12 protein-coding genes are annotated in these 16,084 nt (G+C 43.2%); 1 reads left to right on the forward strand and 11 read right to left on the reverse strand.

All coding sequences use genetic code 11. The features are described from left to right. Nucleotides 1–5: 5 nt before the first annotated feature. The 11 genes from R2Q85_RS17210 to R2Q85_RS17260 form a co-directional block, all read right to left on the reverse strand. Nucleotides 6–698: a GDSL-type esterase/lipase family protein gene (locus R2Q85_RS17210; protein WP_316813028.1), complete on the reverse strand. Its 693-nt coding sequence runs from the start codon at nt 696–698 to the stop codon at nt 6–8. 40 nt (nt 699–738) lie between these two features. Next, nucleotides 739–2,082: a glycerol-3-phosphate transporter gene (glpT, locus tag R2Q85_RS17215; RefSeq protein ID WP_316813029.1), complete on the reverse strand. Its 1,344-nt coding sequence runs from the start codon at nt 2,080–2,082 to the stop codon at nt 739–741. A gap of 41 nt (nt 2,083–2,123) precedes the next feature. Next, nucleotides 2,124–3,032 (reverse strand): glycerophosphodiester phosphodiesterase family protein, encoded by a 909-nt coding sequence (locus R2Q85_RS17220; protein WP_316813030.1) that lies wholly within the window; start codon nt 3,030–3,032, stop codon nt 2,124–2,126. 7 nt (nt 3,033–3,039) lie between these two features. Continuing rightward, the gene (locus tag R2Q85_RS17225; protein WP_316813031.1) at nt 3,040–4,008 is read right to left on the reverse strand and encodes a DUF6528 family protein; all 969 of its coding nucleotides are present in this window, start codon (nt 4,006–4,008) and stop codon (nt 3,040–3,042) included. Nucleotides 4,009–4,055: 47 nt separating this feature from the next. After that, nucleotides 4,056–5,468 carry a calcineurin-like phosphoesterase family protein gene (locus R2Q85_RS17230; protein WP_316813032.1) on the reverse strand — a complete coding sequence of 471 codons (1,413 nt, stop codon included), beginning with the start codon at nt 5,466–5,468 and terminating at the stop codon, nt 4,056–4,058. A gap of 81 nt (nt 5,469–5,549) precedes the next feature. Beyond that, entirely contained in the window at nt 5,550–5,993 is a 444-nt protein-coding gene (locus tag R2Q85_RS17235) for a hypothetical protein (protein ID WP_316813033.1), read from the reverse strand. 109 nt (nt 5,994–6,102) lie between these two features. Beyond that, nucleotides 6,103–6,669: a hypothetical protein gene (locus R2Q85_RS17240; RefSeq protein ID WP_316813034.1), complete on the reverse strand. Its 567-nt coding sequence runs from the start codon at nt 6,667–6,669 to the stop codon at nt 6,103–6,105. Nucleotides 6,670–6,769: 100 nt separating this feature from the next. Further along, a complete protein-coding gene (locus R2Q85_RS17245; protein ID WP_316813035.1) occupies nt 6,770–8,368 on the reverse strand; it encodes a DUF5689 domain-containing protein in 1,599 nt (532 codons plus the stop codon). 38 nt (nt 8,369–8,406) lie between these two features. Then, a complete protein-coding gene (locus R2Q85_RS17250; RefSeq protein ID WP_316813036.1) occupies nt 8,407–9,990 on the reverse strand; it encodes a SusD/RagB family nutrient-binding outer membrane lipoprotein in 1,584 nt (527 codons plus the stop codon). A gap of 10 nt (nt 9,991–10,000) precedes the next feature. Beyond that, nucleotides 10,001–13,270, reverse strand: coding sequence for a SusC/RagA family TonB-linked outer membrane protein (locus R2Q85_RS17255; RefSeq protein WP_316813037.1), 3,270 nt, complete (start codon nt 13,268–13,270; stop codon nt 10,001–10,003). A gap of 243 nt (nt 13,271–13,513) precedes the next feature. Next, on the reverse strand, nt 13,514–15,124 hold the full coding sequence (locus R2Q85_RS17260) for a glycerol-3-phosphate dehydrogenase/oxidase (RefSeq protein WP_316813079.1): 1,611 nt from the start codon (nt 15,122–15,124) through the stop codon (nt 13,514–13,516). A 191-nt stretch (nt 15,125–15,315) separates the two neighbouring features. Between R2Q85_RS17260 and R2Q85_RS17265 the strand changes: the two genes are divergently transcribed. Further along, nucleotides 15,316–16,080, forward strand: coding sequence for a DeoR/GlpR family DNA-binding transcription regulator (locus R2Q85_RS17265; protein ID WP_316813038.1), 765 nt, complete (start codon nt 15,316–15,318; stop codon nt 16,078–16,080). The last annotated feature ends 4 nt before the right edge of the window (nt 16,081–16,084 follow it).

Raw genomic sequence — 16,084 nt, forward strand, 5'->3', positions numbered from 1 at the left:
CGTGGTTATTTCAAATACCCGCCTTTTTTGAGCATTTCGGCCCAAACCTGGTAGCCTTCTGGCTTCAGGTGCAGTCCATCATGCGTCAGCTCTGCTTTTAAATGATTTTCAGCATCTAAGAAATGAGCATACAGATCAATAATGGTCACCTTTTTATCCGCCAGTTTTTTGATCTCCGAGTTGAGCCATAGGATGTGCTCATCTTTACCATAATGGTTTTTGAACTTATTGAAGGATGCATTTACCGGAAGCAGGGTATAAAAATAGATCTTAGTTTTCCTGGAACCGGCTTTAATACGGCTAATGATGCGTTTGTAATTTCTAAGGATAAGGCTATCAGGAATATTCTTTGAGATGTCGTTGATGCCAATTAATACGAACACTTTAGCAGGTTTACCAGAGATCACCTGTTCCAGGCGCTCCAGCACACCAAAGGTGATATCTCCGGAGATACCCCTGTTTTTGGCGTTAGGTAAATCGAGTAATTTGGCCCAGTTTGTTCCGGCAGTAATGCTGTTGCCTAAAAAGACAAAATCCTTTTTTTGGATGCCTTCGGTTTTAAATTCTTCTATTTTTTTAAGAAATGAGCCCGGCCGGGCAGTGCTGTCCCAGGTTACCTGCTGGGCGCTTGTGTTTGTTGAAGCAAATGCAAAGATTAAACATAATCCTGCAATGATTTTACGCATGGAATGGTTCATTGATTTTGTAGGTTTTTATAAGGATACTAAAATACACATTTTATCTTCCGGCTAAATTTCTTTTTTCCCTGTTCCAGGTTAACGCGGTAAAGAAGATGGAGAGCAGACAGGCCAGCAGGATCACTTCAAATCCTCCGTCCCAGCCCCAGGCGTCTACCACAAATCCGATCGCAATGTTGGCGAACAAGGCACCTCCCATATAACCGAACAAGCCCGTTAAGCCTGCAGCAGTACCTGCTGCTTTTTTAGGAACAAGATCCAGGGCCTGCACCCCAATCAGCATTACCGGCCCGTAGATTAAGAATCCGATGGCAATCAGTGCCGTAATGTCTATCCATACATTTCCTGGCGGGTTTTTCCAGTATACCAATACCGCTACCAATACCAGCACCATATAAATGATAGTTGCTGGTGCCCTCCGTCCTTTAAATACTTTATCGCTGATTAAACCGCAAAGCAAAGTTCCGGGGATACCAGCCCATTCGTAGGCAAAGTAAGACCAGCTTGATTCATTTAAGGAAAAGCCTTTGGCTTCTTTTAAAAAGGTGGGCGACCAGTCTAAGATCCCGTATCTGACCAGGTATACGAATGCGTTTGCAAAAGCAATGTACCAAAGCATCCTGTTGTTGAACACATATTTGAAGAAAATCTCTTTGGCACTGAATTCCTTTTCCTGGTCTGATGAATAGTTTTTTGGATAGTCGTTTTTATATTGCTCTATAGGGGGCAAGCCGCAGGATTGCGGCGTATCGCGAACAAATACATAGGCGATTAATGCAAATACCAACGCCAGTAAACCCGGAAAGTAAAGCTGGGCATGCCAATCGGCAAATAACTCTATGGCCAGAATGGATACCGGGCCTACCAGGCCCCCACCCACATTATGTGCTACATTCCAGATAGACATCATGGTACCCCGTTCTTTAATCGAATACCAGTGTACTACTACCCGGCCACATGGCGGCCAGCCCATGCCCTGAAACCATCCGTTCAGGAACAGCAGAATAAACATGACAGTGATGGATGATGTTGCGAAAGGCACCAGCCCCATAAAGATCATGGTAAAGGCAGACAGTACCAATCCAATGGCCAGAAAAATGCGCGCATTACTCCTGTCTGAGAAGTTGCCCATAATAAACTTACTTAGGCCATAAGCGATGGAAACACTGGACAGGGCGATTCCGAGTTCTCCCTTGCTGTAGCCCTGCGAGATGAGTTCGGGCATGACCAGCGAAAAATTTTTTCTTACGAGGTAGTATCCGGCGTAGCCTAGAAAGATGCCCAGAAAGACTTTTATTCGCTGTGCTTTGTATTCCGGATCAATCCGGTCTGCTGGCAGCAAAGGTTTATGTGCAGCGGGTGCTGGGAAAAGGTTAAAGCCCATGTATCTTATATTTTGGTTAGTAGTTAAGGATTAGCTGTTCATTAATTGACCAGCAGATTTGGATAGTCGGAAATGATGCCATCTACTTTCAGCTGCTTCAAATTGTCAATATCCGCTTTGGTATTGGGTGTCCATGGGATTACTTTGATGTTCAGGGCGTGGCATTGTTTAACCAGGTCCTGGTTTACCATTTTAAAAGCAGGGCTTAAAATAAAGGGGTTAAACCCCAGGTCTTCGAGGTTTTCCTTTACTGTTTTTTTATTGTCTACCAGGAAAGATGTTCTGACCTGCGGGTACTTTTTATGTAAAATCTGCAAGGTTCTCTTGTCAAAGGACTGGATCACCACATAAGGCGTAATGCCTTTTTTCTGTATCACGTCCATCAATAGCTTTACAAACGTTTCCGGACCGGGGTTTACAATGCCGTCGCCTTTTGCACTGCACTTGGTTTCGATGTTGTAAAATGGCTGTTTCTTGTCTTTACTGTAAAGCTGAACATCTGTGATCAGATCGGCAAGTAAAGGAATGTATGTTTTTATTTTTTTCTGTTCCGGGAAAGCGGGAAGAAATTTAGTGCCCAGGTCAAATTGTTTCAGGAGGCTGTAATCCATTTGATAAACCGGATATTTTTTGGCCTCAGTTTTAGGAATCTCCCTGCCCTCCGGAGTAAGCATAAATGAAGGGCTCAGGTAATCATCATGTGTAACCACCACCTGTCCGTCTTTGGTAATGTGGGTGTCCATTTCCAGGGTAGTCACACCAAGGTCAATGGCATGACGCATGGCAACAATGGTATTCTCGGGCATCAGCCCCCTGCCACCCCTATGGGCTTCTGTACTAAAAGCCGGAAATTCCACCTTAGCGTTTGATTGCTTGTTTTGCATCGTTTTACATCCAGACAGACCGAACAGGGCCAAGGAGATCAGACAGATTTGTGATGATTTATTCATGGTCTTTTTAATTACAGGTTTTTAGGTCATCGTTTGCAGGGTAGCTGAAGTCATTGTTAAGCTCCCATCTTGCTTTATACATTTTTAAACCGGCCATTTGGAAAATGGTTTTACCGTTCAGGTCCTGAACTTTATCGTTATACCATTGCTGGTCGGTATCTATTCCCTGGAGCGTGATCACGGGATAGCCCTCCGGACCGGAATCTACACTTTTAATGCGTGGCAGGGCCGATGATTCTTTTATGACCCGGGTTTTCAGGTCAACTTTCCAGGCTTTGGCACTGGTAGACAACCACAAGGCGTCTTCACCATATACCGGGAACAAATCATGGCAACCACTTGCCGGCAAATTAATGGTTTCTTTTACACTCAGGTCTGGCGCGTTGCAGCTAAAGTTATAGGTATAGGCTACGAGTTTATCTTTGTTTGCCGACCAAAGTACCTGGCGCTGTTTATCCCAGACTACGTTATGGGCATCATCCAATACCATTGTTTTTTTATACACATTGTCCGGAAAGCTATTCAGGTTAACTTTGATCAGGGTAAGCAGTTTTCCGGTACTGGATGCGGCAACGATATTTCCATCCGGCAGGATTTCGGCTGAATGGGTATTCCCCCCAACAAAACAATAAAATACAGTGGCTTTATCGGAGATCCTGACTAAGGCCACTCCGCCACCAGAGGCTGTAATGAGCATGTACTTTCCATTATATACGAGTTTTCCTTCACTGATGTTACTAAACCAGCCCACATCTTTTGCCGGGATACCTGTAGCCGACTTCCATTCCCAAACAATCGACTGTGTTTTGAGATCTACCCGTGCGATCCTGTTTTGCGACTGGTCCGTAATGATCAGGTAAGTTTTTTTATAATCAACAGCTGGCTTTTGCTCGTCCGGAGCTGGTGTTACTTTCTTTGAAGAGCAGGATATTGTCCAAAGGGACAATACACAAAGTAAGGTTAAAATTTTGTTCATTGGTTTAGATTTGATTTTGCTGATCAGCAGCATACTGCTTTGTCTTTTTATGATTCGGCGATCACCGTATATTTTTTCCCAAAACGGTCTGTTGCTGTAACAGCTACGACTTTAATAGCTGGTTTAAAATGGGCCATAAATAAGTGATTGTTCTTTTTTGGTTCTTTAAACTTCCTTTCCCCAGGTTCTGCCGGCGTGTTGAACAGTTTTACAGCCAGTGGGTCTACTCCTTTTTCCTGTGCAAGATCGCCCATTTCTTTGCCATCCAGACTATACGTTACCTTCCATTCCGGATCCCAGTTCCAAACATTGGCAATCACCCTTTTTTGATTGGTCAGCGTTTCTACTGAAACACGTAACTGGTGGTCGCTGCTTTGCCCGGTTGATTTGTAATGCCATTTCAATTGGTTCCCATCAACCTCATATACACCGTATCCCCTGGGTGTTCCATCCGCACAGATCGGTCCTGTCCACCAGGCGCCGCAAACGGTTCCATGGTTATGCTCGTAGATGCCGTCTTTGATGTTGTTAACGTTATAGTGCGTATGGCCCGACATGATGTGCACGTTTTTATAGCCTTCCAATAGGCTGTAAAGCGCGGCATTATTTTTAACAGAATTGTGGACAGGAATATGCAGGCAGATGATCAGCAGCTGATCTTTGGCTACATGTTTCAGATCCTGGGCCAACCAACTCAATTGGTTTTCCAGAATGTAACCATCGTAGGTTCGTTCTACGCCGAGGTAACGGACATCGTCAAGCACTACGTAATGTGCTTTCCCCCTATTGAAGGAATAGTACGTAGGACCATATATTTCTTTAAAAGTCTTGTCGGAGGTATCATCCCCACCCATTCTGTAATCCTGATCGTGGTTACCCAGGGCCTGGAAAAAAGGGATCCCCATCAAGGCAATGGCGCGGTTATAATCCGGGAACAGCTCATGGTTGTCCCATACCAGGTCGCCTACGCCAACACCGTGGATCAATGCATCCGGCCCCATTGATTTCACCAGCTGCTGCACATCAGGCACCGAAGTATCCATCATTTTTTTGACATCCTTCCTGGTTTTTACCTGCGGGTCTGCCCAGATGATGAAGTTATGTTTGCTGTCGTTTCTTTTCAGTGCCTTAAGTGTAAAATCGTATTCATTGCGGCTGCCCAATGTTTCGTATTGTCTGGCCACATGGTAGTCGGTTTTAAATTCATAACCGGCAGGTGTACTCATGAATATATTTGTTGCCTTTGGGTCGGGGGTAATGCTATAGCTTCCATCGGCATCTGTTAAAACAACGGAATAACCATCCGAAATGGCCACATTGGCGACTCCTCTCTGCCCATCTTTTACCGTTCCTTTTATGGTTTTATCTCTACTTAGCTGATCAAAAGCATTGGTTTGGAGGCTGATGAATGCACTGCCGGTTACAAAACCGACACTTTGTAAAAAGGATCTTCTGTTCACGATTGTATGATTTTTAATTAAAGATTAGGGCTGGATGGTATCCAGCCATGATGATTAAGATTAGCTTCCTTTAAGCCCAGCCTATTGGTCACAGCTACTGGATGGGAAAAATGCAAATTCATAGCTGTAAGGATCACCTGAAACCGGATCAATAACGTCTACCCAAACATTTGCATAACCATCAACATGAATGTTGTTGTTAAATTGAATAATTTTATGATAATCTGAATATGAATACGTAACCGATCCATTGTACACATGCCAGGTAACAGCAGCACAGGTAAATGGCAATGAAAAATGATAACTGTAGCCAACACAGACTTCATCCTGATCACTCAGTGAACTTTCTGGCACAACCGTAGATTCGTTTACTACATCACCGCAAAAAGACATAGGAATCTGGCCATTGATTGCGTAAGGATAATTCATCCATCTGGCACTCTTCAAAATTTTTATCGGCTGCCCGGTGATCTTAATCACTTCAGCTGATGTAAATGAAGAGAAGAAAACTACAATCCCCAACATTAAGCAAGGGATTAACTTTTTTGTTTTTGAATTTAACAGGTTCATGATTTTATTTATTAGGGTTTAAAATTTGAGTTTTTTAATTCATTAACTAAAATATTTCAACGTACTAATTCTGATAAACTGTAAAATCGTCAATGTTCAACCGACCGTTTTTAATAGACGCTTCTTTTTCAGAAGAACCTAAGCCAATCTTATTGATCCGGAAACGCACATTACCTTTAATGTCAAACTTAAATGTTGCGGTAGAAAGCCCGTCCGAGGCATCTGTGATCACCTGGTCGGCCCGGCTCCAGGTTTTGCCCTCATCTGAAGAGTACTCCAGGATAAATGTACAGGAGCGGTCTTTGCCATAAGCACCGTACTGAAAGGACACTTTAGAAGCCCCATTCGGCAGATCAAAATTCATTTGTAACAGCGAAGGGGCATCCAGGTTCTGTTGCATTCTTATCGCCTGTTTGCCCTTAAAACGATCTTTATCCGCGGCATCACCAATCAATGCCTGTTCTAAAGTCCAGTTTCCAGATTTAAACACTACTTCTCCTTTACCGTACTTACTTTTCGTTTCGGCCAAAGGTGTTTCAAATTTCTCAGGGAAACCAGGATAGGGTTTTCCTTTTTGGGCAAAGGCGAGTTGTGACATGCCGAGCAGCAGGAATACTAACATTTTTTTCATGGAGTGGTTTGGTTTTGGTTCGCAATTTTGAGGGATAAAATTAAGGAAGCCTGAATTCCAGGCTTCCTTAATTTCTTTACTGATTACTATAAAAGCGGTATTAAGGCTTTGGTTGTCTAAGACTGGTAGCGTAAATGGTATCTCTTCTGACTTCCACATTGGTAGCCCTGTCATACCAGATCCGTTCTGTTGGCCCTTCAATCGTTTCTATAGTAGATGTTTTTTCCAGTTGGAAAACAAAATGTTCACGTGCTTTCACCCATTTTCCTTGCGCAGGATTGTATACCCCACTCGCCTTATAAAACCATCCTGCATCTGAAGTTGGTGCATAAATGAAACACAAAGTATTGAGACCCTGGGTAAAGTACGGTTGTGGAACAAGGGTAAGCGGATTCACAGTATCATAAAAGTCATTGTTAGCAACCCGGTAACCTGCTGCTGGTGATGCCTGGTACAAAGCTCCTCCATTATTCACCCAAACCACATCAATTGGTACAGATGCTGCAGTAACTGTAGTGCCCTTAAATAAAGCGATACCATAAGCATTTCCGCTGTTCGCCAACAGGTTGGTAGTGGTATTTCCAAAACCTTCACCAGCTGTAGTACCATAATTTCTGGTCTTCACAAAATTTGCGGAAGCAATACTGGTAGAACCTGTGCTGTTGATTAAACGTCCGGTGCCACCTACATAGAAATAGGTTCCTTTTTTTGCGGTTCCGGTAGTAATGTTAAATTTATAGGTACGTACACCACCAACAGCCCAGCCACTTAAAGGCGCGCCGGTAGGTTCAGCAGTACCTGCATTATTACTGGTCACTACAGACATTGGGGTAGTGGCAAAGTTGATATCCTGCGTGGCAAGAAACTGTATGTACTCATTATTGGCATCTGTTCCCTGAGGATCGTTGATCCATCCGGAGATTACCGCCGGAGCAACCTCGATTGTAGAGCTGAGCACAACCGCATCGCTGGCTTTACGCATACGGATTTGAGGATACAGTCTGCCGTCTGAAAGTGGCCTGTTGATTACTATTCCATAATAGTTCCCTACAACTGGCAAATTGGTATTGTTGGCAAATGATGCGGTAGGTTGTGTATTTAAAATAAAATCCGCAAATCCGTCATTGACAATCTTTGGACCCGAAAAGGTATCTCCAGCTGAAGGAAGAGGATCAAATGTGCCTTTGGCCATTGCCACTAGCGTACTCTCATATTTATCTGGATTTGCCAAAATGAAACTGGCAGGAACCCTGTTAGGTGGGATTACAATGCCGCTGGTAATTTTGGTGATCTTATCTGGAGTAATCCCAGTAAGTTGCAGCATACCATCTTCACGCTTTAGTACTGCACCTACCACATGCACATGGATAGAATCTCCTGACACATAGTTTTTAGCAGCATCCCCAAGGGGTATGGTAATTCCTCTCAGTTCGTTTAAGCGACGCTTATCCTGCAGAATCAGGTATCCTGTAGGTAAATTGCCCTCAGTGTGATCTGATATCACCACTCCTGATATCTGATCTGAGCCAAACATATTGTCTTGTGTCAGGGTAAGGTCAGCACCCTTGTATAAATTACGTAAATCGTACATCGGGATGAAAGCACTGATGGTACCCCCTGGATAATTGCTCTTTTTACATCCGGCAATGGCAAAGGCCAAACCAAGTAAAAAGAATGAGTAAATAAATATCTTTTTCATTTTAATATCATTTAATATAAAACTCTTTAAACTTTTTCTTATGGTTTCTGCCACCATACCTGGGTATTGATCTGATCAGGACCCTGGGCAGCAATCGCCGCTTTATAATTGGTCGGATTCGCAGATTCTACATATACCGGGTAGGTCATCCTTGCAGGCATCATCCCGTTGTTTCTTAAACCAGGGCCTTTAGGTAGTACCGGATAGCCGGTACGGCGGTATTCAAACCATTGCTGAAAATCGACCATAAACAAGGAATAATATTTCTGTTGGTGGATAGACTGCATCTGTACCGGTAAGGTACTGCCAAACAAGATATCTCCTCCAGTCAGGTAATCCAGAAAAGGTTGGGAGGTAATGGTCATTGCCGGATTTGGAGGTGAATTTAAGGCCGTAGCATTAGGCCAGTTTGGCAACCAAAGCGTGATGTAATTTAAGATACCAGTTTTCCAGAAGTTTTCTGCACTACCTGCAATGAAGCCTTTAGCGGCACATTCTGCAAGGATAAATTGCACTTCCGAAAAATTCATGATCATGCCGGTCATCGCATCATTCTGTAAAGAGGTAACCGGAAGCGTACCATTCAGTTGGTCATAAGAATAAAAATAAGCATTTGTCGGAATGCCCTGACCAGGTATAAAGCCGCTTGGCACACCTGTAAAAGTTTTAGCACTTGGGTTGATGCCTAGCCTCGGTGTACTGTTGATGCCATAAGTACCCAGGTTGAGCAATGGAGAGAACCAGTTTCTTAAAGGATCGATAAAGAAAGAGGCAATGGCAGGAGACCTGAAATCCTGTGCCCTTACGCTGAGCATAAAGGGAGAGGTATAAGGGCCCATCCCGTTCCATTTCAGTATAGCGGATTGGGAGTTGTTAGTGATCCGGGGATAATTTCCGGAATTCGTATCTACCATTTCCTTTATTTTGGCAATTACATCAGCAGAAACTTCCGCTTTACCCGAAACCCTTAACAATAACCTCAAATACAGGCAATTTGAAAACCTGCGCCAGGCCGCTGCTACTCCTCCATAAATGGGATCGCTGGCAGCAGTTATCGCTGCACCTGTTTTTAACAATTCATTGGCTTCTTCCAATTTCAAAAAAATGTCTGTGTAAATGGCTTTCTGAGTATCAAATTTAGGCTCGTAAATGGAGCTATCCTTTGCCATATTGGATTCAAAATAAGGCACATCTCCATAAGTATCCGTCAATAAGGAATAAGTCCAGCTCTGCAGGATTAAAGAAACGGCTTTATAAGTTTTTGCTTCATTTGCAGACATCTTATCCGCATTCTTATAGATGTCTTTCAGATTGGTCAATTGAATGTACCAGTTGTTCCAGGTATTGTCTGAGTTGTTTCTTCTGAAATCGTATCGGAATACTGCCTGCTCATCATCACTCTGATTCACCGTAACCTGCATCAGCTCATTGTTAAAATTACGGTTGCGGAGCATATTTGTACCTACCAGACTCACCAATGCTGGTGCCAGCAACTGGCTTGGCAAGGCATCCGGAGCCCCGTTTGGATTGGTATTGATCTCTTGAAAATTATCTTTACAAGATGGGAGTACCATAACGAATGCCATTAGGATACCAATAATTTTATATGTTATATTTTTCATTTTAATAGAATTAAAAACCTACAACTAATTGTACACCATAAGAACGGGTTGAAGGAAGCTGACCTGTTTCAAAACCCTGAACAATGTCTGACCCGGCAAGCGTTCCAAACTCAGGATCGAACATCGGCCATGGCGACCAGATGAACAGATTCCTGCCATATACGGCTAAAGTAGCTTTTTGTAAACCCAATCTGGCTGTTACTTTAGCTGGTATGCCATACTCAAACCTGGCTTCCCTGAATTTGATGAAATCTGTACTGAAAGTGCTACCTTCCGCGTTATCAGCGCCCATTTGTGAGCGGTAATAATTATCGATGTCAAATGTGATCACATCATTAGGACGATAAGTGCCGTCTGTATTCTGGATTACCCCTTTTCCAATGATCCCATTGTATCGGCCTGGAAGGGTGCTTTTTAACTTTCCTTGCTCTACCATTTTATAGTTCAGCAAAGAGTGAGCTACCCCGCCAACCTGGGCATCAAACAAAACATTCAATTTAAATCCTTTGTATCTGAAATCTGTTCCCAAACTGGTTTTGAACTTAGGAATGGTATTACCAATATATACCACATTATCCGTAATCTTGGCAAATCCTGTTCTTTCGTCATATACGATCTGCCCATCAGGGGCACGTACGTAACCGCGGCCGTACATATCGCCCATGCTTCCACCAACCCGGGCTACAATTTGTCCACCAGCTATCGGCCCTGTTCTTAAAACAACGTTACTGTCCAACAGTGCAGTTATTTTATTGCTATTGGCAGCAAACGTACCGAACATATTCCAGTTCAAACCATTTTTACTCTTTAATATACTTCCGTTTAATGCGATCTCTATACCTTTATTCTGAACTTCCCCGGCGTTGATCAGGATCTGGTTAAAACCAGTAGCACGATCAACAATACGTCGCAAGTGCTGGTTGTTGGTTTTCCCAAAATAATAAGCTACATCAAGACCCAGCCTGCTTTTGAAGAAACGAAGATCCGTGCCTACTTCATAAGTAGTGGTTTTTAATGGCAGTAAATTTGGATTGGACAGTAAACCCGGATTTTGCAAACCGCCACCAAATTGTCCGTTTCCTGCCGGAGAGAAGTTGTAAGAAGTCAGGTAGGGTGAGGTTCCGCCACTACCCACTTGTGAAGCAGAAAACCTCAGTTTAGCAAAGCTGATCTGGCTCGGCAGTTTGAAAGCTTCCGAAAGCAGGAAACTCACACTGGCTGAAGGGTAAAAGAAAGCAGCATTCTCTGTACGCAGCGGCGTAGCCAATACACTGTTCCAGTCATTCCTTCCGGTCAGGTCTAAATATAAGTACTCTTTATAAGCTGCAGAGAACAAGCCATAAAAACTATTCAAAGCATATTGACTTTTATAAGGGCTAGCTATGATCGGTCCTGCAGCATTTGCAAAAGTATAGATGCCCGGAGCATTCAGTGAATCCGCCCTGTTCTCATCCTTTTTAAAGAAGTTCTTCAGCATACTACCACCCCCGCTTATCGAGAAGTTAAAATCCTTATTGATCTTCTTGGTGTACCTCAGCAAAAAGTCACCGTTCATTTCCTGAGCATATTCAGCTTGTTCCCGGTAAGAACCTTTTGGCAATTTGGTACCCGCATCAAAAGGACGTTCCTGGGCACGTCTGTCATAGCCCATATCCATAGAGGTCCTTACCATGAGGTTTAAATCTTTGGTAATGTTATAGTTAGCCTGGATCATTCCAGTAACTGCATGACGGGATTGTCTGCTGATAAACTGATAGGCTACGGCATATGGATTTTCAGGAAAAGAACTGAAAGGATATTTAATGGTTTTACCTTCTGCCCCGTTTACCCAATAGTTTTTTAACCAGTCCAGATCGGCATTGGGTTGCCAGAAAATGTACCAGTACATGATACTCTGGTTACCGTATCCCGCTGCAGGCAGGTTGTCGCTATATTTATTCTGGTAATTAATTTTTGCATTGATCGACAACTTATCACTTACCTTAGAGTTTAACGACAAGGAAATATTATTTCTTCCATAACCAGTGTTCGGTGTGATCCATTTGTTCTTGGTGTTGGTAACTGCGAAACGGGCTGTATTTTTTTCTGATCCACCGTCAATACTCACGGAATTGGTAAAGGTATGACCGGTTTCGAAGTACTGATTGGCACCACTTTTTTCATATGGTACCCACGGTGTGCGCACTTTGCCAACAGCTTGCAGATTCGGATCATACTGGAAAAAATATTGCCCGTCAAATTTAGGCCCATAAGCAGAGCTCGTGCCACTGGTGCTCGCCCCATCTAAACTTGCGCCGTAAGAATAATAGGCTGTACCATCCAGACCTTGTCCATATTCATACTGCAACTCTGGCCAGCGGTTAACGCTTTCCATTTCTGCTCTGGAATTGATGGTAACCCCTAAGCCTTTTTTCTTGGAACTTCCAGATTTGGTAGTGATGATGACCGCACCGTTTGCCCCGCGCTGTCCATATAAGGCTGCGGCACCAGGCCCTTTAAGTACCGTCACACTCTCAATATCCTCTGGATTGATGTCATTGATACTACCGCCATAATCTGCCGGCATATTGTCACTGCTGGTTCCATAAACAGACTCCCCGGCATTTGAACTGCGACGACCGCTACTATTGTTCATCACCACCCCGTCCAATACGATCAGGGCTTCGTTCTCTCCTGTGAGGTTGTTTTCACCGCGCAGAATAATCTTATTGGAGGCTGTCGGCCCTGAACCAGATCTCACCAGGTTCAAACCGGCTACCTTTCCGGATAAGGCATCTGTCCAGTTACTGGAAGCTGCATCGGTAAGCTGCTCATTAGTCACCGTTGTAGTAGCATAACCTAAAGATTTCTCTTCCCGTTTGATACCCAATGCGGTAACTACCACCTCATTCAATTCAGAACTGGAGCTGGCTAAGTTCACCGCCAAGGCATTGGTAGCAGCGCTGATCATCCTTTTAGCTTGTGTGTAACCCAACATGCTAAAAGTGATCTCCGTACCTTTAACCACCCTTACGGTAAAACCACCATTTACATCGGTTACCCCCAGTACTTTCCGTTGATTGTCGGAAATGGTCACACCCGGTAGCGCTTCTCCATCTTTTCCATCTTTAACCGTTCCCTTTACAGTAACAGTTTCCTGCAGAAAGAGGTTAGCACCTACAACAGGGCCTGTCCCTGCGGTAAGCATTTGTGGCAATTGCATAAAAACCAACACCATTGCATAAGCAAGGTATTTAAATGGTTTTTTGAATTGCATGTAGTGCGTAGATTTTTCGTTCATAATCTTAGTTTTGGGTTTCCTACTTTAATTTGCAATATTTGTTTTTATAGTTTGATGCACAGAAAGGACCAGCCATCCGGATGGATTACCCGGAATCGAATTAAATGATATGCAGGAATACTCCTTCATTAGGTTTTAATATCTGGTTCTTTTTGTTTCGCAGCATTTCGTTTCATTATCAATCCTTAATTTGCTGCAAATATCAAGGTTGTAATTTTAAGTCTATGTTAAGTATTCATTAAGTTAGGCTGTAACTTTCACCTGCTGAATTTTTTCGCTCTCCTTTCCTGGTGTATACAATAAATACTGTTTTACCAATTTTGTAAATGCCTCAACCTGTCCGTTAATCCAAGCCTCATCTTTGCCCAATTCATCGGCCATAACACCCGCAACTGCCGGAGCAAGCATTAAAGCTCCCCTGGCATCCAAAAATAAAAGACGCATCCTTCGCGAAAGCACGTCCTCTATCGTACGTGTCATTTCATTCCTAACCATCCAGATCACTTCAGCTTTCATGTATTGATAATCCGGATGCAAAAGAGCGCTTAATTCCGGCTGTGTTTTGATTAAGTCTCTGATGCCTTCGGCATCAGCACCATATAAACCCAAATCACCAGTTTGCATTTCAGCGAGATAACCATGTATTTTAACATCCTGTGTAATACATTTTTTTGCGGTCAGTTTTCCAAGTTCAATAGCCTTGTCCACCACATCCATTGCCATTTTACGATAAGTTGTCCATTTACCACCGGTGATGGTGATCAATCCTGAATTGCTGATGATCAGTTTATGGCTTCTGGAGATTTCTTTTGTGCTATCGGTATCTTTGCCAGGCGCCGCTAAAGGCCTCAGGCCTGCAAACGCAGCAAGCACATCATCTCTTTTAGGTTCTTTGGTCAGGTACTTGCCCGCCGTAGTCAATATAAACTCAATCTCTTCATCCAAAGGCTTCGGCTCCAGACTATGTTCATTTAAGGGGGTATCGGTTGTTCCAACCAGTACTTTTCCATGCCATGGCACAGCGAACAATACCCTGCCATCCGGAGTTTTCGGAATCATCAACGCGCTGTCACCCTTTAAAAAAGAAGGGTCCAGCACCACATGTGCACCCTGGCTGGGGCGAACAATAGCCCTGCCAGATGGCACATCCATTTTCAGGATCTCATCTACAAATACTCCGGTAGCATTGACAACCACTTTCGCTTTGAGGGTATAGCTTTTATTGGTTTCCGTATCCACAAAGCTCAACCCGCTTATGTTTTCATTTTCTTTCGTTAATCCCGTAACTTTTGCATAATTCAACAAAACCCCACCATATTCCGCCGCAGTCTGGGCCAAATTCAGCGCCAGGCGTGCATCATCAAACTGCCCGTCACTGTAACTCACGCCACCGGTCAGCCCATCAGGTTTTAATCCGGGGATGGCTTTCAATACTTTATCAGCAGACAAAAAAGAAGATTTTTTAAATCCACTTTTCCCAGCCAGCAAATCGTAAAGTTTTAAGCCGATCAGGTATTTATACTTAGACAACCAGGAATATACAGGAATAATAAACTCCTGATCTTTAACCAGGTGCGGTGCATTTTTCAGCAGCAGCCCACGCTCATGCAATGCCTCATAAACCAATGCCACATCGCCTTGCGCCAGATACCTTACCCCACCATGCACCAATTTTGTACTTCTGCTGGATGTTCCCTTTGCAAAATCTGATTGCTCTAACAACAAGGTACGGTAACCCCTGCTTGCGGCATCCACAGCGGTACCCAGTCCTGTTGCTCCGCCACCAATAACAATGACATCCCAATTAAACTGTTCTTCTACCTGTTTTATGAATGATTCGCGATTAAACACCATTTCGTTTGTTTTCAATTTAAAATACCAATATTTCGTAAACTTTCGTTTATAATTCAAATATACCTAAACGAAACTAAAAAAAGTATTTTATTATAAAAAACAAATTGGGAAATTTATTTTTTAGCATTAAGTTTGTTGAATACGTAATTTAAAAATTATGTTTATCTTAACCCTGTCATATATATCGATAAATGATTAACATAGCTGAACGACACCAATATATATTAAGCAAAATTCAAACAGACGGTACTATTGATGTCCAGTCACTTTGTAAAAAATTAAAAGTTTCGTCGGTCACAATCCGGAAGGACCTGAAACTACTCGAAGACAAAAATCTGCTGTTCAGGACACACGGAGGGGCTACACTAAACAACCCTTATACTGTTGACAGGCCAGTAAATGAGAAAGAGCATTTACAATCAGCAGAAAAGATGAAGATTGGTGCGCTCGCTGCCGATCTCATCGAGGACAACGACTCCATCATCATTGCCTCCGGAACAACAGTTCTGGCTATGGCACGCTGCATTAAGCCAAGAGGAAGCTTAACCGTGATCACATCAGCATTAAATGTGTCAATGGAGCTGCTTAATCATAGTGAAATAGAAATTATTCAGCTTGGCGGCCTATTGAGAAAGAGTTCGTCTTCGGTAGCAGGCCCTTACTCGGACAATGTATTGGGGAATGTCTTTTGCAGTAAATTATACTTAGGCGTAGACGGCATAGATCTGGAATTCGGATTAACAACGACAAATGCCTACGAAGCCCACCTGAACAGGCAGATGATAGATTCCTCTCAGAAAATAATCGTACTCGCCGATTCTACCAAATTCGGAAAGCGTGGTTTCGGAAGAATATGCGGCATTGAAGAAGTAGATCACATCATTACCGACAGCGGCATTCCTGAACAAACCAGAAAGAGCCTGCAAAGCATGGGCATTAAAGTTTCCATTATATAAATGG

The organism is Pedobacter heparinus, assembly GCF_032678725.1.
GTDB classification, from domain to species: domain Bacteria; phylum Bacteroidota; class Bacteroidia; order Sphingobacteriales; family Sphingobacteriaceae; genus Pedobacter; species Pedobacter heparinus_A.